The 26,836-nt window shown below is 44.0% G+C and carries 23 protein-coding genes; 11 read left to right on the forward strand and 12 right to left on the reverse strand.

Translation table 11 applies throughout. From position 1 onward, the window contains the following. Positions 1 to 31: 31 nt before the first annotated feature. On the forward strand, positions 32 to 1,063 hold the full coding sequence (locus LU361_RS08185) for a heme-dependent oxidative N-demethylase family protein (protein ID WP_233088370.1): 1,032 nt from the start codon (positions 32 to 34) through the stop codon (positions 1,061 to 1,063). An 88-nt stretch (positions 1,064 to 1,151) separates the two neighbouring features. Here LU361_RS08185 and LU361_RS08190 read toward each other — a convergent pair whose 3' ends face one another. Beyond that, positions 1,152 to 2,690 carry an alanine/glycine:cation symporter family protein gene (locus tag LU361_RS08190; RefSeq protein ID WP_233088371.1) on the reverse strand — a complete coding sequence of 513 codons (1,539 nt, stop codon included), beginning with the start codon at positions 2,688 to 2,690 and terminating at the stop codon, positions 1,152 to 1,154. Between the two features lie 38 nt (positions 2,691 to 2,728). Next, entirely contained in the window at positions 2,729 to 4,012 is a 1,284-nt protein-coding gene (locus LU361_RS08195) for a dicarboxylate/amino acid:cation symporter (RefSeq protein WP_233088372.1), read from the reverse strand. A 630-nt stretch (positions 4,013 to 4,642) separates the two neighbouring features. Here LU361_RS08195 and LU361_RS08200 point away from each other — a divergent pair. From LU361_RS08200 to LU361_RS08210, 3 genes are all read left to right on the forward strand, one after another. After that, a complete protein-coding gene (locus LU361_RS08200; RefSeq protein ID WP_233088373.1) occupies positions 4,643 to 5,038 on the forward strand; it encodes a hypothetical protein in 396 nt (131 codons plus the stop codon). 527 nt (positions 5,039 to 5,565) lie between these two features. After that, entirely contained in the window at positions 5,566 to 7,794 is a 2,229-nt protein-coding gene (locus LU361_RS08205) for an NADP-dependent isocitrate dehydrogenase (protein WP_233088374.1), read from the forward strand. 207 nt (positions 7,795 to 8,001) lie between these two features. Continuing rightward, the gene (locus LU361_RS08210) at positions 8,002 to 8,697 is read left to right on the forward strand and encodes a 2OG-Fe(II) oxygenase family protein (protein ID WP_233088375.1); all 696 of its coding nucleotides are present in this window, start codon (positions 8,002 to 8,004) and stop codon (positions 8,695 to 8,697) included. Between the two features lie 7 nt (positions 8,698 to 8,704). Here the strand turns inward: LU361_RS08210 and LU361_RS08215 are convergent, their stop codons facing one another. From LU361_RS08215 to LU361_RS08235, 5 genes are all read right to left on the reverse strand, one after another. Continuing rightward, entirely contained in the window at positions 8,705 to 9,190 is a 486-nt protein-coding gene (locus tag LU361_RS08215; RefSeq protein WP_233088376.1) for a hypothetical protein, read from the reverse strand. A gap of 4 nt (positions 9,191 to 9,194) precedes the next feature. Continuing rightward, positions 9,195 to 10,979: a tetratricopeptide repeat protein gene (locus tag LU361_RS08220; RefSeq protein ID WP_233088377.1), complete on the reverse strand. Its 1,785-nt coding sequence runs from the start codon at positions 10,977 to 10,979 to the stop codon at positions 9,195 to 9,197. Positions 10,980 to 11,028: 49 nt separating this feature from the next. Beyond that, on the reverse strand, positions 11,029 to 13,854 hold the full coding sequence (locus LU361_RS08225; protein ID WP_233088378.1) for a TonB-dependent receptor domain-containing protein: 2,826 nt from the start codon (positions 13,852 to 13,854) through the stop codon (positions 11,029 to 11,031). 134 nt (positions 13,855 to 13,988) lie between these two features. Continuing rightward, positions 13,989 to 14,279 (reverse strand): hypothetical protein, encoded by a 291-nt coding sequence (locus tag LU361_RS08230; RefSeq protein ID WP_233088379.1) that lies wholly within the window; start codon positions 14,277 to 14,279, stop codon positions 13,989 to 13,991. Positions 14,280 to 15,380: 1,101 nt separating this feature from the next. After that, positions 15,381 to 16,091 (reverse strand): cupin domain-containing protein, encoded by a 711-nt coding sequence (locus tag LU361_RS08235; protein WP_233088380.1) that lies wholly within the window; start codon positions 16,089 to 16,091, stop codon positions 15,381 to 15,383. A 331-nt stretch (positions 16,092 to 16,422) separates the two neighbouring features. Between LU361_RS08235 and LU361_RS08240 the strand changes: the two genes are divergently transcribed. Further along, entirely contained in the window at positions 16,423 to 16,833 is a 411-nt protein-coding gene (locus tag LU361_RS08240; protein ID WP_233088381.1) for a hypothetical protein, read from the forward strand. A 10-nt stretch (positions 16,834 to 16,843) separates the two neighbouring features. Here LU361_RS08240 and dxs read toward each other — a convergent pair whose 3' ends face one another. The 3 genes from dxs to LU361_RS08255 all read right to left on the reverse strand — a co-directional run bounded on the left by dxs (position 16,844) and on the right by LU361_RS08255 (position 20,034). Then, complete coding sequence (gene dxs / locus LU361_RS08245) at positions 16,844 to 18,781, reverse strand: 1-deoxy-D-xylulose-5-phosphate synthase (RefSeq protein WP_233088382.1); 1,938 nt, start codon at positions 18,779 to 18,781, stop codon at positions 16,844 to 16,846. An 86-nt stretch (positions 18,782 to 18,867) separates the two neighbouring features. After that, on the reverse strand, positions 18,868 to 19,752 hold the full coding sequence (locus LU361_RS08250; RefSeq protein WP_233088383.1) for a polyprenyl synthetase family protein: 885 nt from the start codon (positions 19,750 to 19,752) through the stop codon (positions 18,868 to 18,870). 36 nt (positions 19,753 to 19,788) lie between these two features. After that, positions 19,789 to 20,034 carry an exodeoxyribonuclease VII small subunit gene (locus LU361_RS08255; protein WP_233088384.1) on the reverse strand — a complete coding sequence of 82 codons (246 nt, stop codon included), beginning with the start codon at positions 20,032 to 20,034 and terminating at the stop codon, positions 19,789 to 19,791. Positions 20,035 to 20,275: 241 nt separating this feature from the next. Here LU361_RS08255 and pomA point away from each other — a divergent pair, with 241 nt between their 5' ends. The 6 genes from pomA to LU361_RS08285 all read left to right on the forward strand — a co-directional run bounded on the left by pomA (position 20,276) and on the right by LU361_RS08285 (position 25,162). Next, positions 20,276 to 21,037, forward strand: coding sequence for a flagellar motor protein PomA (gene pomA / locus LU361_RS08260; RefSeq protein ID WP_233088385.1), 762 nt, complete (start codon positions 20,276 to 20,278; stop codon positions 21,035 to 21,037). Between the two features lie 18 nt (positions 21,038 to 21,055). After that, a complete protein-coding gene (locus LU361_RS08265; protein ID WP_286206462.1) occupies positions 21,056 to 22,051 on the forward strand; it encodes a flagellar motor protein MotB in 996 nt (331 codons plus the stop codon). 13 nt (positions 22,052 to 22,064) lie between these two features. Further along, positions 22,065 to 22,622 (forward strand): PilZ domain-containing protein, encoded by a 558-nt coding sequence (locus tag LU361_RS08270; RefSeq protein WP_233088387.1) that lies wholly within the window; start codon positions 22,065 to 22,067, stop codon positions 22,620 to 22,622. A 642-nt stretch (positions 22,623 to 23,264) separates the two neighbouring features. After that, positions 23,265 to 23,834, forward strand: a complete 570-nt coding sequence (locus LU361_RS08275; RefSeq protein ID WP_233088388.1) for an HNH endonuclease — start codon at positions 23,265 to 23,267, stop codon at positions 23,832 to 23,834. 32 nt (positions 23,835 to 23,866) lie between these two features. Beyond that, complete coding sequence (locus LU361_RS08280; protein WP_233088389.1) at positions 23,867 to 24,688, forward strand: TatD family hydrolase; 822 nt, start codon at positions 23,867 to 23,869, stop codon at positions 24,686 to 24,688. 42 nt (positions 24,689 to 24,730) lie between these two features. After that, positions 24,731 to 25,162: a SufE family protein gene (locus LU361_RS08285; protein ID WP_233088390.1), complete on the forward strand. Its 432-nt coding sequence runs from the start codon at positions 24,731 to 24,733 to the stop codon at positions 25,160 to 25,162. Between the two features lie 57 nt (positions 25,163 to 25,219). Here the strand turns inward: LU361_RS08285 and tcdA are convergent, their stop codons facing one another. Next, positions 25,220 to 26,023, reverse strand: a complete 804-nt coding sequence (gene tcdA, locus LU361_RS08290; RefSeq protein ID WP_233088391.1) for a tRNA cyclic N6-threonylcarbamoyladenosine(37) synthase TcdA — start codon at positions 26,021 to 26,023, stop codon at positions 25,220 to 25,222. 177 nt (positions 26,024 to 26,200) lie between these two features. Continuing rightward, entirely contained in the window at positions 26,201 to 26,740 is a 540-nt protein-coding gene (locus LU361_RS08295) for a S1 family peptidase (RefSeq protein ID WP_233088392.1), read from the reverse strand. Between the last annotated feature and the right edge of the window lie 96 nt (positions 26,741 to 26,836).

The following is a 26,836-nucleotide window of genomic DNA, read 5'->3' on the forward strand; positions in this document are numbered from 1 at the left end:
TATGCTGTAACAATCATGAAGTAACACAATCATGCGACCTTTTCCGAAAACTCCTCAGCAACTTGTTCCTCCCTATAAATTCAGTAATTCATCGTTTGCGATTGATCGATTTCCCTTTCCTTTTAAAACTCCGCTGGATTCACAACAGCCCTTTAAGTACAGCGCAAATATTGAACCTCATGAGCCAGGTAAAACCGACAGTGCGACCGAATTTTATCTTGATATCGACGAGCACTATTTGACGGAAATGTTGGAGAAAAAACGTGTTTTGAATCAACACAAAAATCACTGTTTGGTGTTGGATCATATGAAACACGCTGAATGGGAATGGTTTGAACACGTCACCCGGAAATTGGCTCAAGATTATCCTCATTATTTTGAACTTGAAATGGCCGGTGATTGCGGTTGTTGGAAGAATCATTTGCTCGATATTGAGCAGGAATTTACGCTTGGAAAAGATTCCCTTCCGAGCCGCCCATTGGCGTTTTTAGGCGGTCAGGTTCAAGGTGATTTTGCGTTGTTGGATCAGCGTGAACATCAATTATATTTAGACGCAGGCATTATTACCGGTCCTTCAGATTGGTCTCTTGCCTTTGATATCGGTATGGATTTTACCGAATGGCATAAGCCAGTGCCCGACGCTGAACCTGTGTTTGACAGAGCCTTAAATTACCTGTTGGGTTTGCAGGCCGGTTCGCCGGTGCGACGTTTGAATTGGATTTTGTGCGTTTATCCGAGACTAGATCGTTCTCTTGAGAGTTACCCAGATTGGGCGCTGGATAAACGGAATTTGACGCCGGACAGAATCGGAGACGATTTATTTTTGCGTGTTGAATTACAAGTATTGGATCGTCTACCAAAAACACGTGCCATTATGTTCAGTATTCGAACCTACTTTTTGTCGATGAACGATTTATTGTTAAACCCGCATCGAGCATTGGCGTTTTATCAAACGATTAAAACCTTGCCGAAATCGATTTGTGATTACAAAGGTATATCGCCGCTTCAGGCAATGTTAGTGGCGTGGTTGGAAGAAAAGTTAGAGAAAAGGCTAGAAGGTTAAGATAGAGAGGCTCGAGCTTTGGTGGTAAAAAAGCGGGCAATAAAAATTGCCCGCTGTTGGTCGTATCAAATTTTAAGAATGCAGTGAATTAAACTGTTTTAGGATTTTCACCCGAATCTGTATTGCTTCCTGATGAAGCATTCGCTGTTCCATTCAATCGCATTTCCCAAAAATCTGCGTTTTTAATACCGAGTTTTTCAGGGTTAAAGGCGTATGCGCTGACACCGTCTTTTCTTTGTTGCTCGTAATCCTTCAAGGCAATGATTGCAGGCTTAGAGATAAAGAAGATAATTAGAATGCCGACAACGTTCAACCACACTGTCATCCCGAGCCCTAGATCTCCGATACCCCAGGCGAGCGATGCGGTATTAATGGTCCCGTAAAAGACGACAGCCATTAAACCGAGCTTCATGAATAAACTCAGCACGGGAATGTGCACAAACCGATTGATGTAAGCGACGTTGGTTTCGGCGATGTAGTAGTACGCAAGAATGGTCGTAAATGCGAAAAATAACAGTGCGATTGCGATAAAGATTCCGCCAACACCTGGGAGCGTTGTTTCTACTGCATATTGAGTAAATGCCGGGCTGTTAGCATCAATGGTCGCTGCTAAATTTTGGATTAGGAAAGCATCACCGTTGCCGTGAACGTTATAAGCGCCGGTAATTAAAATCATAAATGCGGTTGCAGAACAAACAAATAACGTATCAACGTAAACACTGAATGCTTGAACGATACCTTGCTGAGCAGGGTGATCCACTTCGGCTGCCGCTGCGTGGTGTGGGCCAGTACCTTGACCTGCTTCGTTTGAATAAACGCCGCGTTTTACACCCCAACCAATTGCAGCACCAAAGCCTGCCATCGGGGTAAATGCGTCACCCACAATTTGACCGATAATTCCCGGTAATTCAGTGATGTTAAGCGCGACAATCACACAGGCAACAATGATGTAAGCGAGAGCCATAAATGGCACAACAATCTGTGCAAATGCGGCAATACGCTTTACGCCCCCAAAAATGATAAAACCGAGAGCGATTAAAATCAGTGTACCACACAAAATTTTGGTGAATTCAAATGAGCCAACGGCGGTTTCAACAACCGACCCTGAGCCAAAGGCGTTCGAGATTGCGTTGCCGATTGAATTCGACTGCACCATTGGTAAACAAAGACCGGTTGAAATAATCATGGCAATCGCAAATAAAATGCCGTACCACTTTTGCCCCAGTACTTTCTCAAAATAATACGCAGGACCACCCCGATATTGGCCGTTGTCTTCTTCTTTATAGATTTGAGCAAGTGTCGATTCAATGTAAGCGGTTGCCGCACCTAAAAACGCAACGACCCACATCCAGAAAATAGCGCCTGGACCACCAAAGCCAATCGCCGCTGCAACACCGGAAATATTACCTGTGCCGACACGCCCGGAAAGGGAAACCGATAATGCTTGGAATGATGAAATGCCTTTGTCGGTTTTTGTCCCGGAAAACAGCAGGACCCACATTTCTTTGAACATACGAACTTGAACAAAGCGGGTCATTACCGAGTAAAACAACCCAGCCCCTAAGCACAAATAAATAAGTACGGGACTCCAGACATAACTGTTAATGGCGTTTACTAGATCATGCATAGATTTTTGCCTTAATTAGATAATGTTCTCTTTATGATTTATTGTGTTACGTGTTCTTCTAAAACTCCGGAGTGTGGATCGTTAAATACATCCATATCCAACTCGTCGTTTTCGCTTTTTGCGACCACACAGGATACCGCAGCATCGCCAGTGATATTCACTGAAGTTCGGATCATATCCATCAATCGGTCTACACCGATGATTAATGCGATACCTTCGACAGGTAAATTCACTTGAGTGAACACCATCGTCAACATGATCAGTCCAACACCGGGAACGCCAGCGGTTCCGATTGAGGCGAGAATCGACATTAATACGATGAGCAGATAATCCGTTAGAGCAAGATCGAGTCCATAGACATTGGCGATAAACACCGTGGCAACACCTTGCATCATTGCGGTGCCATCCATATTAATAGTCGCGCCAAATGGCACAGTAAAAGAGGCAACGGAGCCTTTTACGCCCATTCGATTTTCTACGGCTTGCAGTGTTGCAGGAATGGTTGCGCCACTGCTGGCGGTTGAAAAGGCAAACATCTGCGCGCTGCGAATTTTCTTGAGAAAAATTCTCGGATTTAATCCAGAGATGGCTTTAAGTGCGCTCGGCAGTGTGACAAAACCGTGGAAAAGCAATACGCCAGCCAGCACTAGCACATAGAAAATAAGCTCAACGAACAGATCGAAACCCAGTTGAGCCATGACTTTTGCGATTAGGCAAAATACCGCATAGGGTGCAAAGTGCATGACGATTTCAACCATTTTCATCATCAGTTCATTCATTTGTTCAGCGAACTGAATAACGACGGGTGCTTTGTCTTTAATCGAGAGCAGGCAAATGCCGAAAATCAACGCGTAGAAAATAATCGCGAGCATATTGCCTTCGGCCATGGCTGCGATTGGGTTACTGGGAACTATGTCGGTAATTACTTGAACAAGAGAGGGCGCATTTTTACCGGAGAAATCTGAGTCGGTGGGCGGTGGCTCAATACCGGAACCTACCGAGAAAATCGTTGCGGCGATTAACGCTGTGGCGATGGCAATAGCGGTGGTAGACATATACAAGCCGAAAGATTTACTGCCGACCCTACCGAGTAATTTAATATCGCCAATGCCCAAAACACCACAAACGATAGAGAAAAAAACCAGCGGTACTACCAACATTTTTAATGCGTTTACAAACAGCTTGCCGCCAAGTGCGAAAATTCCTTCGCTGAGATAAGTGTCGACAAAGCCGCCAGAAACACTGAGTCCAGTTGCATTGAGAGTAAGACCTAAAAACAAGCCAGCCATCAAGCCGATCAACACTTTTTGTGTAAGGTTCATAAAGAATCTCTTTTTATGATTTTGTTTAGGAGCCTCTGGTTAACCTCAAGATCACTCAGGCCAAGGAGTTTTTTTCTGATTAAGGCGTGCTTTTGAAGATCTAACGGGTTAAATCGAAAAAGCACAACGCAGAGCAGGAAAAAACTGGCAGGCCCCGTAGGGCGCGGTCTCAAGCGCACATTTGCGGCGTTGCCGTTTTTATTAAGGACTAAGGCCATTAATTACAAACGGCGCCTTGCAACTGCACGCTTGAGATCTCGCTGAGTAATGTTGAGGTTAATCAGAGGCTCCTTTATTCGCTGTTGATATACGCCCTAAAAAAGGGCGTTAAGTGTCTCTTGAACGTACACAATAAGCAGCTTGTCTATTTTTAACAAGTTCAATACCACATTGGTCGAGCACGGCTGAGTCATAGTCGGCCAAAGTCTCTTTTAAAAAACTTACACACTTTCATGGTATTTTGGTCGAATTCGTTCGCTTGTAGGACGAAATAGAATATCTATACCGCAGTATCACAACCAATCATGTAGCCTTAGCGTTTGAAAGCCTCTATCAGGTTCGGATTTTTATTGTTCTATGGTGTTAACCTGTTATTTCCCTTTAATCTGAAAATTTCATTGAGATAAAAAGATGCAAAAGTGTTTATTGGTGCGTTTGTTTTGGTCCTTATGCTTAGTTATTGGCAGTGCACTGCCGAGTATTGCCTTCGCGCAGGAAGAGTCATCGGAGGTTGTCGCAGACGAAATTAATTCTGTTCAAGAACAGCCTTCTGCGGATGACAGTGCGGTAATCTCAGCGCCTGCAACGAATTATCAGTGTGAGCTGCGTGGCAACGTTCGCCGTGTGGAAATACAGTATGCTGAGGACGGTCAAACTGTTCCCTGTTCGGTGGTTTATTATAAAGACACCGAAGCTCCTGGTTCTGAACGAGTATTGTGGAGTGCAAATAACCAACCTGGGTATTGTGAAAATCAGGCACAAGAGTTTGTATTAAAGTTACAAACTTGGGGGTGGGAGTGCCAGTAAAGGCGAGATAATTGACCCAGATTCGCTCACAAACTCTCTCGCGTCTAAAATATAGACAGAAGTTCGGGGCAGATGAAAAGCAATTGATCAGAGCCTAATACTAATGGCAAGTACTTAAGTAGTGGATATTTAGGTATAATCTGGCCCCGTATTTTCTTCATTGTCGTCAATATTTGCCGTCATATACGAAGAAAGTCTTTATAACTCAAGAGGTTATTGAGCTATTAGGCGCGATTAGCCGATCGATGACGATGGGCATAACTAAAACATCTGCGGGATTCAACCCAATCGCCGCAGAACTCGAAACAAAAATGGACTTATGTTTCAGCCGTTAGGCACAAACTATTTGAAAGGCAGCATATAGATCCAACTGTAGAGCTTTCAATACGTTCAAATGGGCAAGCCGGATCGCGTGCTCCTTTGCGAGATATCATGCGTAGGGATAGAGAAAATAAAAACCAAATCGCCTTCGACTCCCTGCGTTTGTCTAACTGTGTAGCGCTCGCTAGCAACAATAGAGGTTTAAAATGACAACATCCGAGTCAACTATTATCTATACCAAAACTGACGAAGCACCTGCTCTCGCCACCTACTCGTTTCTCCCTATTATCAAAACCTTTGCTTCAAGCGCCGGCATCAATGTTGAGTTGAGCGATATTTCATTGGCAGGCCGAATCCTTGCCAATTTCCCAGAAAACCTTTCTGAAGATCAAAAAATCAACGACGAACTTGCTGAACTTGGTCGCTTATCCAAAGAACCGAACACCAATATCATCAAATTGCCGAACATCAGTGCTTCTATTCCTCAGTTGAAAGCAGCAATTGCTGAGTTGAAAGAAAAAGGTTTCGATGTTCCTGAGTACCCTGATGAGCCAGCTACTGACGAAGAAAAAGCCATCAAAGATCGTTATGCAAAGATCTTAGGTTCTGCGGTTAACCCAGTATTGCGTGAAGGTAACTCTGACCGTCGTGCGCCTGTTGCCGTAAAAAATTACGCGAAGAAGAACCCACACAGCATGGGTAAGTGGGCTAAAGCCAGCCAAACTCACGCTGCATTTATGACTGGCGGTGATTTCTTCTCTGCAGAGCAATCTGTAGTCATGGACAAAGCCGGCGATGTAAAAATTGAATTCACCGATGCTTCTGGCAACGTAACCGTACTGAAAGAAGCGTTAAGCCTACAAGAAGGCGAAGTACTTGATTCAATGCGCATGAGCAAAAAAGTACTTTGTGAGTTCCTTGAAGCTGAAATTGAAGACGCAAAAGAAGCTGACATTCTTTTCTCGCTTCACTTGAAAGCGACCATGATGAAAGTTTCTCACCCAATCGTATTCGGTCACGCGGTTCGCGTATTCTTCAAGCCAGTTTTTGAGAAATACGAAGAGCTGTTCGACAAGTTGGGTGTTAACCCTAACAACGGTCTAGGTAACGTTTACGACAAGATCGAAAGCTTGCCTGAAGAACAGCGCAAAGAAATTGAAGCTGACATCCAAGCGTGTTACGAAATTCGCCCACGTCTAGCAATGGTTGATTCTGATCGTGGTATCACCAACTTACACGTTCCAAGTGACGTTATCGTTGATGCTTCTATGCCGGCAATGATCCGCAATGGCGGTAAAATGTGGGGCCCTGACGGTAAAGAGTACGACACAAAAGCTGTTATGCCGGAGAGTACGTACGCGACAATCTACCAAGAAGTAATCAACTTCTGTAAGACTCACGGCGCGTTCGATCCAACCACTATGGGTACTGTGCCAAACGTTGGTTTGATGGCGCAAAAAGCTGAAGAATACGGCTCTCACGACAAGACCTTTGAAATGGCCGCTGACGGTGTTGTTAAGGTCATCGACGGTGCTGGCAACGTATTGATGCAGCACGATGTGGAAAAAGGCGATATCTGGCGCGCTTGTCAAACCAAAGACGCACCGATTCGCGATTGGGTTAAGTTGGCCGTAACTCGCTCTCGCTTGTCTAATACGCCAGCGATTTTCTGGTTAGACGAAGAGCGTGCTCACGATGCGCAATTGATCAAGAAAGTGACTGAGTATTTGAAAGACCATGATACTGATGGTTTGGACATTCAAATTCTTCCGCCAGTAAAAGCGATTCGTCAGTCTATGGAACGCCTACTTCGCGGACAAGACACGATTTCTGTGACTGGTAACGTATTGCGTGATTACTTGACTGACTTGTTCCCAATTTTGGAGCTTGGTACCAGTGCGAAAATGCTTTCTATCGTGCCTTTGATGGCCGGTGGCGGTTTGTTCGAAACGGGTGCCGGTGGTTCAGCGCCTAAGCACGTTCAACAGTTCGTTAAAGAGTCTCACCTTCGTTGGGATTCACTGGGCGAGTTCTTAGCATTGGCGGTTTCTCTGGAAGACCTAGCGGTTAAAGCGGGTAACACCAAAGCAGGTATTCTTGCTAAGTGCCTAGATCAAGCGACTGAGAAGTTACTTGGCAATAACAAGTCGCCTCTGCGTAAAGCGGGACAAATCGACAACCGTGGTAGCCATTTCTACCTGGCTATGTACTGGGCAGAAGCAGTGGCTGCGCAAACCGACGACGCTGATTTAGCGGCTAAGTTCTCAAGCCTATCTGAAACTCTTTCATCGAAAGAAGCTGAGATCATGGCTGAGATTGATGCGACACAAGGCAAGCCTGCCGATATCGGTGGTTACTACATGCCGGTTGAAGAGAAAGCAACAGCGGCTATGTTCCCAAGTCAAATTTTTAAAGAAGCACTTGCTTCTGTTTAATGATTTGATTCTTGTTGAAACAAAAAGGAGCCTATTGGCTCCTTTTTGCTTTTTAGGCTCCACCTATTTTGATAAGCCCGTTAAATCGCTTCTATCTATTATTTTCTATTATTGTTCCTATTGTTATTGAGTGCTGAGAGCAATCGTTGAGATGACGTTATCGTTATTCGTCTTTATTTATATATCAAAGCCAGTTGAGTAAGTATTTTGGATTCAATTTCTTTAAATTCTATAGACATCGCATTTGCCAACGCTCAATATCAGCGAGGAAATCGGATACGTATCTCGCATTTTTTATCAGATGATAGTGCGCGCAAGTTAAAAGCTCTGGTAGATACCATTCCTTACTATCATCAGGCGTGTTTTTATGATGGGCAGGCGCAACTTATCCCGCCAAAAAAATTCTCTGAGCTCGATCTTAAAGCGCGGCAAGAATTCATAAAGAAAATTTACGCTCAAGCCGCTGATGCTACCGGGTTTTGGTATGGGCGCTATCAACCGGAAGGCGCAGGTGCGTTGATTTACGATCAGATAAAATCTTGGTTGGAAAGTAGCGTAATTCTCGATTTTGTTCGAGCGGTTACTGGTCATGAAAACCTTTCGAAAGTTACAACGCAAATCACGTGTTTTAAGCCGGGTGACTTTCTTACACGTCATAACGATGTTGTGCCGGTTGAAAACCGAAAAGTGGCTTATGTCCTTAACCTTCCTAACCAATGGCATCCCGATTGGGGTGGATTATTGCAATTCTACACCGAACACGGGCAACCCCTTGAAGCTTGGTCGCCAGAATACAATTCGTTTGGATTGTTTGATGTTAGCCACCCACATTCGGTAACCTCGGTTTCGCAGTTTTCACCGCAAAACCGGATAACGATCAGTGGCTGGTTTCACAGCGATTAACGGATTGTTATTTCACTCGGCTCACGCCGACCTTTCTGCCGGTTTCTACAATATGCATGTCGTAGAAGCCGAGAAAGTTTCTTTTAATGATTACCTCTGGAGACTCAAGCTTTTTTCGATAAAAACCACTTCGGCGTTGTTTCCAGACTTCGCCATTGTTTAAGTAAAAAACGGTTTTCCCCGTCCAGCCGGTAAATTCGCCCTTAATGCTGGTTTTGATGGGAGCATTCAATACTGCTTCTGCTTCCTTTCTTGTTATTTTGGCAACTTTAGGTTGTTCTGATGACGGTGCTTGAGTAGCAGGAGCAACAGCTGTTCTCTTTCCATTCAACCATTCGTTTAAAAACGCGATTTCTTCCGGAGACAGCTTATCTAGTCCGCTTTTCTGGCGTTCTTCTGCTGTCATTTGTGTTTTTAAGTCGACCTCCGCATGTGTGTGCAGTGGTAGGAAGAGTGAAAAAAGCATGACGAGTAATAGAGGATTCGCTTTCATAAATTTACTGTTCAACTTTGATATCAAAGGCAATAGTAGCCCTTTGTTGCTGTGATTCGAAGGGAATTGTGCCGTGCCAAAAATACGAGGGAAATATTACCAGCTTCCCAATTTTCGGCTGTATAAATTGAGTCGCAGACAATTCTGGATGCTGGAAATTCGGCTCCCCGAACTTTATCCACCCAGTTTGCTTTTGTTCATCGTTAACTTCATCGGGAAGGTCGACGTAATACACGGCACTTAAGTCTCCTTCGGGATGAATATGCATTGTGTGGTAACCACCAGTTTCGAGCAGTACTGACCACGCACCAACAACGCTATAATTTGTTTTGGAGTTCGACGAGAGCGACAATACTTTATCACGATTTTCTCGAATATATTGTTCTAGAAAAGGCTTAATTAATTCGAAAAATGGTACGTCGAGTTGATTTTCAAAAGCGATTAAATTGCCTGGTGTTTGTATGCCGTTGACAAGCGTTTGATCGACTGGCGCCACAGTACTTGAGTGAATCGTCTTTAGGCTATCCAAAAGAGCCTTATTTTCAAAAGCTGAATCGGTAATGTTGACATTAAATTCTCGAACGAGTTGATCGTCAAAGCCTGCTGAATCTGATTTGTGGCAGCCAGTAATTCGATAGATGTTGGTTTCCAAAGACAATAAACCAATATCTTTGGGGTTGTGTTCTAGCGCAAGAAATAGTGCGTTCTTTGCAGAAATATGATTCTGTTGCCTTAGGTAAATGATTATTAGCTCAAAACAGTAGCTTGGAATTTGATAGCCTGTTAATTCGCAGCATCTCAACCAGTGCTTTTCACTGATTGTTAAATTGCCTTTCTTGTCTTCTAAGCGAGCCAATAAAGTTAGCAACTTAGGATTTTGCAGAACAAAATCTTTGTTGTTCTCAATTAGCTCGTCACTTTTACCGAATTGATTACTTTGAATCAAAAACTCTACATAGTCATAAAGTAAGTCGTAAGTCATTAAATGCTCAGAAGCCAATGACTCATAATTTGACAAAAATTCACGCTTGTTGTTAAGTGTCCAATAAACCGAATTGATGTTTCTTAAACATTTTTTGTGGTATGGGTTAACGGTTAGTACAGATTTGTAATGCTTAATAGCGCTTGGAAAGTCGGCTTTTTCCGCAAAAACATTACCTAGATTAAAGTGAATTTCAGCGCTGTTGGGTTTTAGCGATAACGCTTTTAATAAGCTATTGATCGCTTCCGTAAATTTGTGCGAGTCTCTGTAAACATGGGAGATATTGTTCAGGGCAATTGCGTAGTTGGGTTTCAGTGACAATGATGTTTGAAACGCTTTTTCCGCGGCTATTAAATGATTGTTTTTGTAGTGAATCCTTCCCGATAAATTGTACAGTTTGTGACTGTCGGGAAATTTTTGCAGTGACTGAGTCACCTTGTTTTCTGCAGCAGCAAGAGAGTTTTGTGAGATCAAACAATCTATCAAACTGACGTAGGGGCTTTCGTTTTGAGGTGCCAATAACAGGGTGTTATTAAATGCCTGGATAGCTTGTGCGAATTTCCCTTGTTTTTTATAGCATAAGCCGAGGTTGTTAAACGTGTGAGGTTGTTTGTTGTTTTTGGCTAATGATGCAAGGAGGTAATGTTCAGCTTTTTCGAAATTGTTTTGAGAGGAATACAATGACCCCAATAATTGCATTGCTTCATAGCTTTGGGTTAATTGAATTTCGTTGAGGTAAAGTTGTTCAGCCTTGGAGAGATTGTTATTTTGATGGGCAAAAAGAGCTTGTTGAATTAAAGAACTCATAAATAATCAATAAAAAGGCGGACATAAAGTCCGCCTTTTTTAGCGCTAATTAGAAGCTAGCTTTTGCAGAAACATAGAATGTTCTACCGAATACATCGTAAGTAGCAGGGAATGTATTCGACTGCTCTTGGTTGTCACCTATTAGTGTGGGTGTTTCATCGAAGATATTATCAATACCGAAGTTAACAGTATAGTTATCGTTGAAATTGTAAGACGCCGTTAGATCAAAATAGCTCTCTTCATCTAATGACTCCACAGAGAACTCAAAACGATCGTCATCATCATCAACGCTGCCAACAAACCTCCACAATAGTTGTGTAGTTAGGCCGCCATAGGACCAACCAAAGGTCATTCTGTGCTTGTACTCCGGAATTGGCTCACCACATAAATTACCAAATTTACCTAAACAGTCGAGGGTAAGTTCTGAGGTAAATTCTGTTTCATTTTCGGTGGTATATGTTCCAAGGTAGGCAATGCTTCCGAGGCCACCCGCAACATCAAAGCTGTAATCAATGGACAGGTCATAACCAGTTAAAGTAGTGACACCTGCGTTTTGATTAGGTACATCTACATCGTCAATTGTGCCATCAGCTCGACGAGTTACCGCATTACAAGCCGCTGAGCCGACACCTCCGAGAGACGAATAACAAGTTGCTAGAGTGTTTGCCGTGCCACCGAGGAATGGTGTAATAGCATCTTCGATTTCAATATCGAAATAGTCAAGGCTAAGACTTAAGCCGTCGATTGAATTTGGTGTATACACAACTCCAAAAGTAATCGTTTCGGCTTCCTCTTCATTTAAATCTTCCGTCCCGCTGAATGTAGAAGGGGTTTGGTTAGAAGGGGAGTCAATAGCAGAAGATCCAATGACATCCTCAGGCACCCCGGTAGCTGCACAAATCGCGGCAACTTCTGCTGGAATTACACCGTCTTCGTCTTGAATGGCTGCTTCTGAACATGGATCAATAGCAGACGGGAAACCTCCCCCGGGTGGAGCAAATAACTCTGCTATGTTCGGAGCTCTAACTGCCGTGTTAAACCCTGTTCTAAACCGTAGCTCGTCGTTAGGGGCCCAAGATGCGGCAATTTTATAACTTGAAGTGTCACCGACAGTTGTATAATCAGATGATCTAAATGCTAATTCTACGTCCAGGGATTGGGCGCCAGGCACGTCTCTTAAAATGGGGATATAAACCTCGCCATATACTGAGTCCACTGAGTATGAACCAGCAGTCGGCGGCGATCCGTTAAATCCTGCTATAGTTCCGGCTCCTAAATCTTGTGATGGTCTGAAGGAGAAATCATTTGCAATATGCTCTAGGCCAATCGCCACAGATACTTCACCTGCTGGTAACTCAGCAATTGGTCCAGAAACAAACCCTGATGCAACTGTTTGCTCGTAATCAGTAATTGCAGACACGTCAGTTACTAGGAATGCTGCTCCTTCAGCAGAAATATTACCTTCACCAAAAATATTAATTGGGGAACAACCGACTAACGAACCATTTTCACTCGTATCTGAGCAAGTACCGCCTGTTGGGTCCGACTCCAGGTCTAATAATAATGCCTGATTAAATCGGGTTGTATTTACATTTCCTCGTTGAGTTAAGCTAGTTGTGACCGTTCCTGTCTGGTAGTACGCGTAAGTATCAGCGCCCGGTGTGGTCGTGCCAGTATTCAGAGTTGATAGAACTCCGTTGCTGGTAACGGTTGTTTCGCCGCCAGGAGCCGACACGTCAACAACGTTACCGAAGTTCGAGTAAAACGCTTTGCTGCCGTTGCGATTGGTGGCTGCCACTGTAATAACGCCATTACAGTTTGCTGGGTTTGCGTTTGAAGCGTTAACGTTGGAATTACCGGCGGCAACGACCACGGTTGTACCTAAAGAACGCGCTGTATTAATTGCGGCTTGAGTGGTTGCACTACAAGCGCCTGTGCCACCCAGACTTAGGTTAAGTACGTGAGCAGGGTTGGCGTTTGTCGGAATGCCACTGACCGAACCACCCGCGCCCCAGATAATGCCATCAGCGATGTCAGAGGTAAAACCACCGCATCGTCCCAATGCGCGAATCGGAACAATTTGAGCGTTGTAAGCAACACCGGCAACACCAATGCCATTGTTAGCTACCGCGCCGACCGTACCAGCCACGTGTGTACCGTGCCAAGAGCTGTCGCTGGCTCGGCTACCTGGGCCACAGGCGCCCGCTGCGGTCCAATCACCTTCATCAAGCGCATTGTTATCGCGACCGTTACCGTCTCGGGCAACCGTTGCGTCGGAGATCATGTCGTAGCCGGGAAGAATGTTGGCAACAAGATCGGCGTGAGGGCGGTAACCCGTATCGATGACACCGACAATGGCGCCAGAGCCTGTGGAGGTATCCCATGCCGTTGGCAAGTTGAGGCCACCGGTGGTTTCAAAATAATGCCATTGTTCGTTGTAACGTGGGTCCGTTGGAATCGCTAACGGATGCATCATCAAATCAGGTTCTGCGTACTCGACATTAGGGTCGGTCATGATTTCACTGATGATCGAATTAATGTCTTTCTGAGATTTGAAATCGTTCATTTCAATCAGCTGAGCACCGGTCGATAAACGACGCATGTGCTTGAAGCTGGTACCCGTTGCACGACCCATGCGATTAAATCGGGCGGTGCTCATGGTTTCGGCAGTAGCGAGTGCGGATGAATTTTTATATTTTACGATAATACGGTTAGTCATCGATTGAGCTTGATGAACTGGAGCTACAGAAGATTGCTGTAATTCAGGCACAACTGCGTAGCTTAGGCTGGATGCAGCAGATAAAGTCACAGCGCTAATTGCGAAAGCAAGACGCTTGGATGACTTCTGCCATGATTTTTTAATGACGGGTAACATAATTGTCCTCGTAACAGGGTCTAAACATTATCGAATATTAATGAATCGCCGTTGGTCAACAGCAGAGTCCGCCCGATTCAAAGCAATAAATATCCTGCCTCAATCAAAGAAGCATGAGCGGAAAAATCAAAAAATTAATTGAGTGAACTGTTGGGTGTTTGACGTTGTAAAAGTTGGTCTTCTTCCACCCAGTTAATATTGTTTAATTGTTTTACCGAATTCATAAATTCGTGTAGATCGTTTTGTTTTAGTGCCGGTTTTATAATTAAAATCCAACGAGCCATTGAACTGCTTTCAGCCTTTTCGATATTCACATTGTGTGGCAATAGGTGTGAAATATCCGAAAAAACCTGAGTGTTTTGTTTTTCATTTAAAGGCATTTTAAACATGACGATGACTCTTTGTGCTGGTTGAGCCATAGACATTGTTGGTAACCATGAAAAACAAAATAATATTAAAAATACAGATCGTTTGATCATATTTGTGCGGTTGGTCTGTCAGGGTTCACAAATTCTTCGAAAATCAGTGAAGCAATGTTAAAAAAATATATGCAGTTTTATGTGCTTTTTACTGTGTTGATAAGTCAGTCAATTGAATATGTTCCAACTTTGTGTGAAAAAGCATGCTCTATAATTAATAAACATCTTAAGCAAAAAAACTGTGAACTCTGTGGAAAATAAAAATAAATACAATCGCTTAGAAAATTAAAAAAATAATATCTGGTTAGACGCTTAACCGGATAACTTCTGCATTTTATGCCTTAAATTATAAATTTGGTAGTCCTGTCAGAATGCGCACAGAAAACGAAAATTGAGGTATGTGAAGTTGAAATTTTGAAAATTTATCTTCTCGATGTATTTTTTATCGATGAATTTGACTATTTTTTGCTGATATTAGTCAGGTAATTAATGAAAATCTTAATATATGCTACGAATTGGTCAGGCGATTTGAGTTGTTAGAAAAATATCCTGTTAATTTTTCCAGGCATCACTGGTTTGAAAGGTATTTCTCACTAATTTGATGTGAAAGGTCACAAATTATAATTTTTTCCTGATTCTGTTTTGTTTTTATCGTGATTTTAATTTTTAAATGGTCTTTTATTTAAAATAAATAAATAAATTGTGAAAAATTACCAAGCTTGATTTGGAGTCAAAGACTGAATTTTTGGTTGGGTTGTAAGTTGAGTTGTAAGATGAACTAAATTGACTTTTTGTTGAGGTTTTTTGTGCTTGTTTTTTGATTTGAATTTTATTGTGTCGGTGAGAGTGAGTCGGATGGTATAAATATCTAAATGGCTTTTTGTTGTTTGGTACAAAAGATTTTCTATCTTCGCAGTTTCGGTTTTTTTATAAAATGTTTTCAGTGAACGGTGTTTTCTCTTTACACAGCCTTGAATAAATTCGGCCAGTTAAATGTATAAAACTGGCCGGTTAAATCCGTCTATTTTATTGGGCAATATTGTTGTTAAATGCTGCTCTTAAGTACTGCTTCTAACTAAAAGTCTTCAATCAATAACGTTCTAAGAATCAATCTGTATTTTTAACCGTATCCAAATGACCAACTTTCACATAAATCAGAGCGCCGTCTTCTTTGGTAAACGGTGTGTGAGAACTCATGTTTGGGCTGCGCAGCCAAGAGCCTTTAGGGTAGACGCCGTGCTCATCGTAAAACGTCCCTTCGAGTACTAAAATTTCTTCGCCACCTCGATGTTGATGAAAACTGAATTGGGTGTTGGGTTGCCATTTCACAAGCGCAACGTGCTCGCCTTCGTGTTGGTGCAATGGCATCACACTTAATCCGTCGACCAATCCGGGCAGCCACTGTCTGGAGTTTGTATCTAACGATATTTGCGAGGTATCGCTGTCGGCAAATTGATGCAGCTTTACAAATATAGTAGCCCCCTCTGGGCCGATACGTGGCGTGTGAGCGGTGCCAATAGGGTTGCGTAGGTAATATCCTTTTGGGTAAACACCGTGTTCATCGGCAAAGGCACCTTCGAGTACCAGAAACTCTTCACCGCCGCCGTGAATGTGTCTTGGGAACTCGCTATTGGGTTCAAAGCGAACAATTGTGGTCGCGCGCGCAACTTCTCCACCAACACGATCAAGCATCATTCTTTCTACCCCCGCTGTTGGTGACGGAGTCCATTGGTATTCATCTGGCAAGACAACCGCTCGTTGCGTGAAATCCGCATGAATGTGGGTACTGCCGTTAAACGTTGTTAAAACTTCAGCCATTGTTAATCTCAACCTTGATCAAATGGGTGCTCGCTCAGTTTTTCTTGGGTGTTGTTTCTGTTTTCTTGTGCTCTGAATAGAAACTCCAGTGCTGAGCGATAATAAAAGGCGTTGTCTATCTTTTAGAAAGCATCTTTGGTGAATCAAGTAATGTAAGCGCGATGGTTGCGTTTTTAAAGTAGATACCTGTCAGTTAGGTACTTACCATTTGGTCTAACTTTATGAAAATTAAGCAAAAGTTTTCAGGTTAAAAAGCTTGTGTAAACCATAAAAGTTCTTGGCCCGTCTTATTGTATTACCGTCGTGAAAGAAATGTTTGAGGGTATTTTCATTGCATCAAGAATCGTTCTGTTTGTTAAAGTCTGAAGCTTACCTTTTTAAAAAGGCGGGTTTTATCGAATCAAAAATCAGAGCCAGCGGCTTGAACATTGTCGATCAGTGGAGCGTTAAATTGTCATTTTTGGACACGTTTGCCATGTATCCTGGCTGGATTCCAAGGTTAACCATGTCGTTGCGATTTTCGCCTTTGTTTAAGTTAGATATGTTTTTGCTGGAAGGTGACGATGCCATTCGCAGGATGTATCAGTTAAAACATCAAATACGGCAAGAGATTTGGGGAAGAGAGTTTAAGAAAGGGGGGTTTTTGCACGCTCCCGACTCAGTGGAAGAAGATCGAGAGCATAAAGCCATTTTATATCGAAGAAAGATATACACAGACACCATCGCAACAAAAGATGTGTAACGTTTTGTGCCTAGGTATTTTTCAAACCCGATGCTGTTAGTGGTAAATGCTTGATAGCATCGAGCTTTTCAAGTCGTTCAACGATTTTTGCTTTGATACCGTTGGCGTCCAGCCCTGCTTGTTCAAGCAATTGTTCCCGTTTGCCGTGGTCTTGGAAAAGATCGGGTAAGCCACAGTGCAGAACATTACATATGATGCATTCGGTGTTGAGGAATTCGCTTACAGAAGCGCCGGCGCCACCAGCGATCGTATTTTCTTCAACAGTAACAATCAATTCGTGATTGGCTGCAATTTCTCTAATTAACGCTTCGTCTATGGGTTTCACCCAGCGCATATCGCACAGGGTTGCGTTGAGTTCTTCTGCGACTGAACGAGTGCGATCTAGCAGTGCACCAAAATTTAAGATCGCGACTTTAGCGCCTGTGCGAAGTGTTCGCCCTTTGCCAATTTCTGGTTTTGGCAGATCTTGATCCAATGCGGTGCCCGGTCCGGTTCCTCGTGGGTATCGCACCGCTGACGGGCCTTCAAACTCAAAACTTACGTCTAACAGTTGCTGGCATTCAAACTCGTCGGACGGTGCAGCAATGATCATATTGGGAATGCAGCGTAAAAAGCTGAGATCAAAGCTACCGGCGTGAGTTGGGCCGTCTTCGCCGACCAATCCAGCGCGATCAATCGCAAAGGTAACGTCTAAATTTTGTAAGGCAACGTCGTGCACCAATTGGTCGTAGGCGCGTTGTAAGAACGTTGAATAGATCGCCACAACCGGCTTATAGCCTTCACAGGCAAGACCTGCGGCAAACGTGACGGAGTGTTGTTCGGCAATGGCAACGTCGTGGAAGCGTTCTGGAAATTGCTCGGCAAAATCCACCATGCCAGAGCCTTCACACATCGCGGGAGTGATGGCGATGAGTTTGTTATTTTTATGCGCTGCTTGGCACAACCAATGACCAAAAACGTCTTGGTATTTAATTTTTTTCGGTTTGGTTTCAGTAACAACCGGTTTAACGGCGGCTTTCGGCTCAATCTTGTTTAGAGCGTGATAACCAACAGGGTCTTTCTCTGCCGGAGCAAAGCCTTTCCCTTTTTTTGTGATGATGTGAAGCAGTTTTGGGCCTTTCAGCTTTTTCAGATTGTCCAAATCGTGAATCAAGCGCGGCAAATCGTGGCCATCGATAGGACCGATATAATAAAACCCGAGTTCTTCGAATAGCGTACCCGGCGATACCATACCTTTAACGTGTTCTTCGGTTTTACGCGCTAACTCCCACGCTTGGGGAATTTTTGAAAGGACTTTTTTGCTGCCTTCTCTAAAATCTGTGTAAAGCTTGCTGGCCCAAATTTTAGAGAAATAATTGGCTAGGCCCCCAACATTGGGCGAGATAGACATGTTGTTGTCGTTTAATACCACCAACATATCGGATTCTAAATGCGAGGCGTGGTTAAGCGCCTCAAACGCCATGCCAGCGGTCATTGCGCCATCGCCAATAATGGCCACCATATTGCGATCGTTTTCTTCGACTTCGCTGGCAACCGCCATACCTAATGCAGCGCTGATTGAGGTGCTGGAGTGACCGACGCCAAAGGTATCGTAGTCGCTTTCGCCGCGCTTAGGGAAACCTGCAAGGCCGTCGAGTTGACGCATTGAGTGCATCATTTCGCGGCGTTCGGTCAAAATTTTGTGAGGATAGGTTTGGTGGCCTACGTCCCAAACTAAACGATCTTCTGGGGTGTTGTAGACGTAATGCAGAGCAATGGTAAGCTCAACGACCCCTAAACCTGCGCCAAAGTGTCCGCCAGTTTTGCCCACGGTGTAGAGCAAAAACATGCGCAGTTGCTCAGCGAGTTCCGGCAATTGCTCTTCACTGAGGTTGCGCAGATCAGCCGGTGAATTGACTTGATCCAGTAGCGGAGTGTCTGGGCGATGGTGGGGGATTTCAGTGAGCATAGCAGCAATAAATTTTATTCACGGCAATAAGGTATTGTATCCAGCCTGCTTGCCTAGCACCACTGGAACAAGGATTTTGTTGTTTTTTAGTAACTTCGATTAACGATATAACCCGAGAGATGACGCAGGTTATCGGCGCGATAATCGAAATCTGACAGTGAATCCAATGCTTGATGGTGTAAGTTTTTGGCAAACTTTTGGGCTTGTTCTAACCCTAAAAGCGATACGAACGTCGGTTTGTTCATTGCCTCGTCAGCGCCTTTGGGCTTTCCTAACACATCTGTCTCCGATGTTACGTCGAGAACATCGTCTTGGACTTGAAACGCCAAGCCAATCAACTCAGAGTACTTCGTCAGCGCGGTAAGTTGGCGCTCATTAGCGGACGCAACAATCGCGCCCATTCTAATACTTGCACGAATTAAAGCGCCAGTTTTACAGCGGTGCATGTTCTCTAAATCGGACTGATTCAGCGATTGATCCACAGAGCTGAGGTCGATGGCTTGTCCGAGGACCATGCCTTGGGCGCCGGAGGCAAGCGATAACTCTTTGATTAGCTGAATTTTTATCGATGCATCAAGGGTGAGTTGATCGTCACTGAGTATTTGAAACGCCTGAGTTTGCAAAGCGTCACCGGCCAGGATGGCGATTGCTTCGCCGTGGGCGATATGACAGCTTGGGCGACCGCGACGTAGGTCGTCGTCGTCCATGGAAGGCAGATCATCGTGGATCAAACTGTAGGCGTGAATGCACTCTAGAGCAGCGGCAACGGCGTCTAGCTCTTCTGCGGCTTCTCGACCGAGGGATTCTGCGCTGGCATAGGCAAGTATTGCTCTCACCCGTTTTCCGCCGCCACAGGCGCTGTAGCGCATTGCAGGGGTAAGTTGAGTGGTATCACTCGAAAGTGTTGGCAACCAAGTATCCAGAGCCAGTTCAACTCTGGTGCGGCTTTGTTTGAGAAACTGCTGGAACAAAAAACTCTTGCCTTTTGGTGGGTAAATTAGTTGGGATTACTGAGAGTCTTCGGGGGTATCGAAGTCTTCTAAAGATAACTGGCCTTGCTCAGCGACCAATTTCTGTACTTTCTGTTCGGCCTCAGTCAGCCGCTGTTGGCATTCTCGGGTGAGTTTCACGCCTTTTTCGAATGCTTTTAGTGACGCGTCTAAGCTGAGGTCGCCAGATTCAAGCTGTTCAATGAGCTCTTCAAGTTCGCTCAACGCCGATTCAAAATCTGGGTGTTTTTTGCGAGCTGCCATGGAAATCGTTCCTCTAAATTGCTGGCTGAACCCTACAGAAGCGAAGCGTTGGGGTCAATCATTGCGATAGTATCTGTGTCGTGTTTTTGAACCCACCAAGAAAATTTCACCTCAATTCTCCCGGATGGGATTCTGGATATATCTTGCCCGGTTGTTGTTACCGCTAATGATTCCTCTGTCGCGGCCGATTCAATCAACACACAGTGAAATCTTCACGAGATGAATCGGTAGGAGTCAAACAGTGGATTTAGCAACGATTGTCGGTCTCTTGGGGGCGATGGGGCTGATTGTAGTCACCATGCTTATGAGTGGCTCTTTAATGATGTTCGTCAATGCCCCATCACTCGTTATTGTGGTCGGCGGCAGTATCTTCGCGGTTATGGCGAAATTTGGTCTTGGCCAGTTTTTGGGCGCCATGAAAGTTGCCGGTAAAAGCTTTTCCAACAAAATTGACGACCCCTCAGCCTTGATTGATGAAATCGTTGAATTGGCTGACGCTGCTCGCAAAGGCGGTTTGTTGTCTTTAGAAGGGAAGGAAGTCAGCAGCGACTTTTTACAAAAAGGCATTCAGTTGCTGGTCGACGGTCACGATCCCGATGTCGTTAAAACGCTGTTGTCGAAAGACAAAACCCTCGCCGAAGAACGGCACACCATCGGAGCAAAAATCTTCTCAGATATTACCGGTATGGCGCCAGCGATGGGGATGATCGGCACTCTGATTGGTTTGGTTGCCATGCTTGCCAACATGGATGACCCGAAATCCATTGGTCCAGCGATGGCGGTTGCGCTGTTGACGACCTTGTACGGTGCGGTGTTGGCCAATGGTTTGACCGAACCGATTGCCGATAAGTTAGCGTTGCGTGCGGCCGAAGAGGCGATGGTGAAAAACCTGGTGATTGACGCCTTACTCGCCATTCAGGCGGGCCAAAACCCTCGGGTAATCGACACCATGCTGCGCACCTATCTGCCAGAGGGCAAACGCGATTCCGGCGGCGAAGAATAACCACCAGAGGCGATCTTCATGAGTGATGAAGAAGAGCATAAGTGCGACTGTCCTGCCGGGTTACCGGCCTGGATGGGAACCTTCGCTGACTTGATGTCGTTGCTGATGTGCTTTTTTGTGCTGCTGCTGTCGTTTTCTGAAATGGACGCCCAAAAGTTTAAGCGGCTGGCGGGTTCACTTGCGAACGCCTTCGGTGTGCAAAACAAGGTTAACGTCAACGACCCTCCCAAAGGCACGAGCATTATTGCCAAAGAATTCAGTCCGGCGATTCCCGAGCCGACGCCGTTGAATGTGATTTATCAAAATACCGACGATTTCACGGAGATGAGCTTGGAGGTCGACTGCCAAGCGGAATACGACATCGAGCAGGGCGAGATCAACAAAGATTCTGGCATCAAAACGCGCATCAAAATGGAGCTTGAGCAGTTAATTGAGCAAGCCGAGGCGAAAGCGCAGCAAGAGGCTACAGATCTGGCTCGGTCACTTCATCAGCAAATCGTTCAAGGTGAGCTGGAGATTGAAACTCAAGGGCCGAACATCATCATTCGAATTCGCGAAAAAGGTGCTTTCAAATCGGGTTCTGCCGATCTCGCTGAATCTTATTACGACGTAATCGAAGAAATCCAGGAAGTATTAAAGGACACCGACGGCACGATTTCGGTAGAAGGCCACACTGATAACCTGCCTATTAGGACAGCGCGCTTTCGTTCGAACTTCGAGTTATCTTCTTCTCGCGCGGTTTCGGTGGCCATGGAGCTGATGAAAGGTGATATTTTGAATCGTCAGCGCTTTGAAGTGACTGGATTTGCAGACACCCGTCCTCTAACCACCAATGAGAGTGAAGTCGGGCGGGCGCGAAATCGACGCGTTGAAATAGTCGTAAGGCAAAGTATTGTGGACGGGCTCTCAGAAGAGGATAAGCAGCTTCTCAAAGATGAAGGAAGTGATATTCTTAGGGAGCTAGATCTCGATCCAGAGTACATATTTGAGCTGCGGCCAGATGAAATTTTTTAGTTGAGTGTGAAACATGAGTGAAGATCGCCGACGATATTTTAGAATTACCGATCAAGTCGGCGTTGCCTACCGAATCGTTGATGAGACCGAATTAGAAGCTCAACCCGAGCCAACTCGCCCAGGAGATATCTTCGGGATTCTGAGCGAATTGGACAAGACCATTTCCACTGAATTGCAAGCTCTGCAATTGCGCGATCCTTCTTTGGCGTATCTGTTGGATGCGTTCGATAAAAAAATGAACGCAGTGATCAACCAATTGGAGATGGATAATTATCTTGTCCAACGTATTGCTCACAAAGTTCATGAAGTGAACATCAGTGCTTGTGGTATGGGCTTTGAGTCGGAAGAAGCGTTGCCAGATAACACGCTTTTGATGGTGGATTTAATGCTCACACCCGACAATATCAATATATTCACCTACGCTCGTGTGATTTCTTGCGAAGCGTTAGAAGGGGATAAGTATTTTGTTCGGGTCGACTTTTTTGGTATGAATTCAACCGACCAAGAGTTGCTAATTCAACACATTGTGCGTCGCCAAGGTTATTTGATTCGTTCAAATTGGAAGCAATAACCTCCTAAAAACCGTAACTAAGTGTCATTCTTTGATCTCGCTGCAGTTTGAAGTCGCAGGCTAATTTATTGCGTCTTGAATTATTAATTGGCTCAGTTTATTTACATGATTTCTAACGATGTACCGATTGGCATCTGAGTTAATATTTCGAATAAAAATTGTTCCTTCCACCCCAACTTTTCTTCAAATTAGTCTAGGAATGGTCACGTAAATGCCATATTCTTAGATTAAGTTGTATTCAATAAGAACGCTTTTTGCTCGTAATTGTCTGATTTTACTCAATAAGTATCGTGAAATTAATTTTTTAGCGTGCTAGTTTGGGTGTTAAATGAGCGGGTTTAAGGTCTAATCTGCTGAATCATCCAGATTTTCACGATATAAAATGAGTAATCAGCGTGTTTTATTGAACATTCTGTCGCTAAAAGTCTGTATTTAAGAACACTTATTTTTATAAAGGAAAGCTGCTTTCATATATTCAAGGTTGTTACTTTTAAGGTCTTTACTTCGCCGACTCGGCCTCAGTAATGTCTTTCTGCTAGATCTTTTCCGGATTTGGCCAAGCTCTCTCCTCACGTTAAAAATTCCTCGAACCTTTTCCCAATCGATAAAGAAGAGCCAGTATTCTCTTTGGCGAGGTGCATTATGGAACCTAGAATTTTACGGTTAAACTCCGCAGGTCAACCTGTGGAATGGTTACACTGGAAACAAGCAGCTTGTTTGTACGCACGTGAATTGGTGTGTTGGTCGCTTGGGGGTGTCGTACGACGGGTTCATGGCGGCTACTCCCGTTACACCGGCCTTCAATCAACCATGGATTTGCCGGCCATTATTGCCTGCAACGGAAAGCGGGTTAATCGTTCGCATATAGTGCCACCGCTCACCAACAAGGCGCTTTTTTCCAGAGACAATTATCAATGCATGTACTGCGGTAACTACTTTGTGTTTGATGAGTTGTCACGCGATCACATTGTGCCGGTGAGCCGTGGTGGTCGTGATATTTGGACTAATGTCGTGACAGCGTGTAAACGCTGTAACCAGCGCAAGAGCAATCACTCGCTCTCTGAGATATCAATGGAGTTACTTGCGCTGCCGTTCAAACCAAATACCGCAGAGTACTTAGCCTTGATCAACAGCGATCGTATTCGCGGTGACCAAATGGAATTCTTGAGCAGCCAGTTTTCCAAAAATTCCCGCATTCGCATTTCTGCATAGATTTTTAAGCCGGTTTTCGTCAGAATTCCGGCATGATTGAATCCAGTATTAATTCCCCTTCCGATAACCCTACAATTGTGGATACCCACGTACATTTGGATGATCTTGCGCGTGCGACTTCGACGGATATCAACCAAGTTGTGGTCGACGCAATGGGCAAGGGAGTCGATAAATTTATCGTTCCCGGTTTGTACCCTGATCAATGGCAAGAAATCCATCAATTGGAAATGGCGTTTCCTGGCTCTGTGTATTGCGCTTTTGGAATTCATCCCTGGTGGGTGGCTGGTTTGAATGATGTTGGTGAGTTATCAAATTACCGACAAACTCTCGGCGAGTACTTTGACAAATACAACGGGATCGCCGTCGGTGAAACTGGATTAGATCGTTTGAAAAATCAAGCTTATGATCACCAACTGGCTTTCTTCGAAATGCATCTATCGTTGGCGGCAGAGCTAAACAAACCCATTATTATTCATTGTGTGCGTGCGCATAACGATTTGCAGAGATTGTTAAAAAAGTATCAGGGCAAAGTGCGTGGTGTGATTCACGGGTTTTCAGGCAGTATTGATGTTGCATTGGATTACTGGAAAAAAGGATTTTATCTGGGTATTGGTGGCACAATTACGTATCCGCGTGCGAATAAATCTCGTCAAGCAATAAGTGCCTTGCCGTTGGAATCTCTGTTACTCGAAACCGACGCGCCTGCAATGCCGATCTACGGAAAACAAGGTTCTGCAAACTGTCCTGAAACTATTTTTTCTATTGCCGAAGAGATCGCAGCACTTAAAAACATAGATAGCTCGGATGTACTAAAGCAGTCTTGGGTTAATGCAAAATTATTATTTAATTTGTAAGAATTTTAATATTTTTATTAAGACGTAAAGAGAGCTTGTTAGTTGAAAGCAGAATCACAATTTTTCGATATGAGTGCGGTCGATATCAATCAGTTGCATCAAGCCAAAGGTTGGCAACAAAAATACAAATTGTTGTTACGTTGGGGGAAATTGATTCAGCCTGATTGCGCGATTCGAATTGACGATTTCAAACTGAATGCCTGCGAAGCGAATACGTGGGTTAAGTGTACTAAATTGCTTGAAAATTCAGATCCAATATTAACAATCCGATTTGATAGTGAATCGTCAGTGGTTAAAGGGTTGGGGATATTAATCTTGTATCACTGCCACGAAAAATCATTTGAAGCAGTTAGAGATTTTGATCTGGATGGGTTGATGACTGATTTGCAATTAACCAGTCATTTAAGTCCTTCGCGAGTGAATGGTTTTTTAAGTTTGTGGACAGCCGTTAAAAGCTTTTGCAAACATCACTAACCTTAACAGATCTCGGATATATTAATGCTGAAGTTTGTTCGGTTTAGCAATGAAAAATTAACTTTCTTTCAGTGAATTTTTAAAATACTTTTCTAAAATGCGACTGGCTGCGATAAAGCCAAAAGTTCCTGTGACCATTGTTGCTGAGCCAAAGCCGCCGCTACAATCTAAACGCGTTCCATCTTTTAATACCGATGAGCTGTGACTGATTTCCCCGTTGGGCATTGGATAAACCATTTGTTCAGTAGAATAGATCGCTTCGATCGAAAAATTTCTCTTAGGATTTTTACTGAAGTTATAAAGTCGGCGTAATTGGTTGCGCGTTTTTGCAAGCAGCGGATCGTTAGTGGTTTTACTGAGATCGATACTCGTAACCATGCGTGGGTCGCGTTTTCCGCCTGCTGAACCCACTGTTACCACAGGAATCTTACTGCGCTTACAAAAAGCAATTACCGCCGCTTTAGTTGTGGCCGAATCGATCGCATCGATAACGCCGGAATGTTCTGGTTTGATAATGTCGGATAGATTCTCTTCATCGATAAAATCATCAATTAAGTTGATTTTTATTTCTGGATTAATCAACGCCAAGCGCTCGGCCATTACTTTAATTTTACTGCCGCCAACAGTATTGCTAAGCGCATGAATTTGACGATTAGTATTGGTAATACAGACATCATCCATATCCACTAGTGACAGCTCAGCAACCCCGGTGCGAGCCAACGATTCAGCAACCCAAGTACCAACTCCGCCAATACCGATTATTAAAAAGTGCGCCTTTTGTAGTGATGCAAAGGCACTTTGACCGTAAAGTCTACCTAAGCCGCTAAAGCGTTGCTGATACGAGTCGTCTTGTTGATTCATAGAGGTTAACTAACTTTTCACTTAACTAAGTCTTTTGTAGTTATTATTTTAACTTAAGTTTAGCGATAGAAATAGTTGGAATAATAAGGCCGTAATCAATCAGTGAATTTATCAAGTTGGCAGGCGAGAGAAAGGAAATGAACAAATAAAATCAAGGATTAAGAATTTATTGGAGCATTATAAGTTGGCCACATCTTCTGGAGTCAGCATGGTTACATCTAATACTTCTAACACTTTCGTTATCGGGTACATAAATGGCAATATATTATTAGTTTTATCGCAACGATGACCGGCAACGTGCATACCCACCGCTTCAAAGTTTTCGTTATACCAAATTGCACCGCTATCACCAGGGCTGCAAAAAATTGTATTTTTTGTGTCTGGTTCGGTAGGGCTTAATAGAACACCAGTGCTTTTTATAGAGTCGTAAATGGGGGCATTTAGCTCAAGTTCTTTGTCGGTTTCGACTACCTTGGCCGAGTGTAGACGTCCTTTGGAGCCAATACCGTACATAAAAAGTATTTCTCCTTGTTCTGGTTCTTTATAACCCTTGTATGTTTTATTGGATGTAATACCAAGGTTGTTAGGGATGATTTTGGAATTGAACACTGAAAATGCAGCATCGACATTCATGTTGAGCCCATCTCTGACGAATGTAGCTGCGTTGCTGAGTCGTTCAGAGTGGTGCGGGGAATCAATGCCTAACTGACTATCCATTAAATTCAAACGGATATGGTAGGAATGAGTAACTCCGAGGGCGTTCGTGCAATTATCCCAAACCAGTGCGCTTAGTGTTCCAATACGAGTTGGTGA

This window comes from Sessilibacter corallicola, from assembly GCF_021290925.1.
Taxonomy (GTDB): domain Bacteria; phylum Pseudomonadota; class Gammaproteobacteria; order Pseudomonadales; family Cellvibrionaceae; genus Sessilibacter; species Sessilibacter corallicola.